The organism is Xanthomonas populi (assembly GCF_002940065.1).
In the GTDB taxonomy this organism is placed as follows: domain Bacteria; phylum Pseudomonadota; class Gammaproteobacteria; order Xanthomonadales; family Xanthomonadaceae; genus Xanthomonas; species Xanthomonas populi.
Genome location: NZ_MDEJ01000243.1, coordinates 1 through 2,679, shown reverse-complemented (window position 1 = coordinate 2,679; position 2,679 = coordinate 1). Strand labels below are relative to the sequence as shown.

Sequence of the window (2,679 nt, the reverse complement as noted above, 5' to 3'; positions counted from 1 at the left end):
CCGCTGCGGTGATGGATAACCCGGCAGACCTGATCAACGTAGCCATCGAACAGCTCGTGCGTGATCGCGTCGAGCTGCCGGCGTTCTCCACACTAAATCGCCTGACCCGGCGCATCCGCACGCTGGTCAACGGGCGCTATTTCGCTCAGATCGAGGCTCGACTGACCATCGATGAAAAACAGCGCCTGGAAGGCCTCCTGCAGGTCGAACAGGGGCGTCAGAAGAGCCCGCTGCATGCGATCAAGCGCCTACCCAAGCGCTCTTCGCTGCAGCATTTCCAGGAGTTGATCGACCATATCGCCGAACTGGACGAATTGGTCGGCAGCGAGTTGCACCTGGCGGGCATCCCGGAGGTCAAGCGCAAGCACTTCGCTGCCGAGGCGCGGGCATTGGATGCTTCCGAGCTGCGCAAGTTTCGGCCCGCCAAGCGCTACGCGGTACTGGTGTGCTTGATCCACCGGGCCCGGGTCCAGACGCGCGACGATCTCGCGGAGATGTTCATCAAACGCATGGGGAACATCCACAACCGGGGCCGAGAGGAACTGGAGCGGCTGAGGGCGCGCTATCGCGAGAAGACCGAAGCGATCGTGGCGACGATGTCGGATGTGGTCCGCGTCCTCGACCATCATCGCGGCGACACCGAGGCGGGGCGTGAAATCCGCCGCTTGGTCAACGCCCATGGTGGCGTGCAGACGTTGCAGGCCGACTGCAACGCCATTGCGGCGCATAGTGGCGACAATCACTTGCCGCTGCTGTGGCCGTTCTATAAAAGTCACCGCTCCACCATCCTGCGGATGGTGCGTAGGCTGGACTTGGCCTCGACCACGGAGGACCGCTCGCTGATCGACGCGATCGAGCTGATCCTGACGCAGGAACGAACCCGCAGCGATTGGTTGGACGAAGCGGTCGATCTGGCGTTCACCACCCAGCTTTGGCGCAAGACCATCGTCCATCGCACCGAACGAGGCGAGGAGCGCATCCACCGGCGTCTGTTCGAGGTTTGTGTGTTCTCATCGCTGGCCTACGAACTGAAATCGGGCGACGTGGCTGTGCGCGGATCGGAAAACTACGCCGACTACCGCGAACAGTTGCTGCCGTGGGAGCAGTGCGAGCCTCTGTTGGAAGATTACTGCAAGCACGTGGGGCTGCCGGCCACGGCCGTGGGCTTCGTCAATGCCTTGCAATCGCGCCTGACGCAAGTCGCCGAGCTGACCGATCAGGGCTATCTGGAGAACGGCCAAGTGGTCATCGGCGAGGATGGCATTCCGGTACTCAAGCGCAGCAAGGCCAAGGAGATGAGCTGCGGGGCCCGTGCCCTGGAAACCGCCGTCCTCGACCGCATGCGCGAACGCAGCGTCATCGAGATCCTGTGCGATGTGGCCCACTGGACGCGCTGGCCACGGCACTTCGGTCCTTTGTCCGGCTCGGACGCCAAGATCGAGCAACCGACCGAGCGCTACGTCCTCACCGCCTTCACCTATGGTTGCAACCTCGGACCGGCCCAGGCTGCCCGACACCTGCGTGGCGCCGTCTCGGCGCACATGCTGTCGTTCGTCAACCGCCGGCATGTGGATGCCAACAAACTGGCGGCGGCCTGTCGGGACATCATCAACAGCTACGCCGGCCTGCAACTCCCCAAATGCTGGGGCGATGGCAAGAGCGCAGCCGCCGACGGCACCAAGTACGACCTCTACGACCAGAATCTGCTCGCCTCGTACCACATCCGCTATGGCGGCTACGGCGGCATCGCCTACCACCACGTGTCCGATACGTACGTCGCGCTGTTCAGCCACTTCATTCCGTGCGGTGTCTGGGAGGCGGTCTACATCATCGATGGCCTGCTGAAGAACACCTCCGACATCCAGCCTGACACCGTCCACGCCGACACGCAGGGGCAGTCGCTGCCGGTGTTCGGCCTTTCGCATCTGCTGGGCATCCAGCTGATGCCGCGCATCCGCAACTGGCGCGAATACAAGTTCTTCCGCCCCGATGAGGACATTCGTTACGAACACATCGATGCGCTGTTCCGGGACACTGTTGACTGAGATCTGATCGAGACCCACTGGAAAGACCTGATGCAGGTCGTGCTCTCGATCAAGACCGGCAAGATCGCGGCCTCGACGCTGATGCGCAAGCTGGGCAACTACAGCCGCAAGAACCGGCTGTACCAGGCATTCAAGGCGCTCGGTTCAGCCGTGCGCACCTTGTTCCTGCTGCAGTACATCTCCAACCGCGAGTTGCGCGAACAGATCACCGCCTCGACCAACAAGGTGGAGGCCTACAACGGCTTCGCAAAGTATTTCTTCTTCGGCGGGGAAGGGGTGATTGCCGACAACGACCCCGTCGAGCAGGAGAAAGCCGTCAAGTACAACGACCTGGTTTCCAATGCCGTCATCTTCTACAACGTGGTCGAACAGACCCGGATCATGAAGTCTCTGATGCGGCAGGGGTGGAAGATCACGCGGGAAGACGTGGCGTTCCTCAGCCCGTACGTGACCAGCCATGTAAAGCGCTTCGGGGATTACCTGATTGATGTGGAGGCGGTCCCGGAACCGTATGAGACTGAACTGGCATTGGCAGGGTAGTTTTGGTGCGCCAAAATATCCGCTAACTCACTGATGCAATGGATGAAATCCGATCTTGTGAGCTATTTTTACACGTATGTCGGCTGAACCCCTA

The 2,679-nt window shown here is 61.2% G+C and carries 1 pseudogene; it reads left to right on the top strand.

Annotated elements, in window-relative coordinates:
* A pseudogene (locus XpopCFBP1817_RS20365) lies at positions 1 to 2,585 on the top strand (Tn3 family transposase); the annotation flags it as partial.
* Positions 2,586 to 2,679 lie beyond the last annotated feature (94 nt).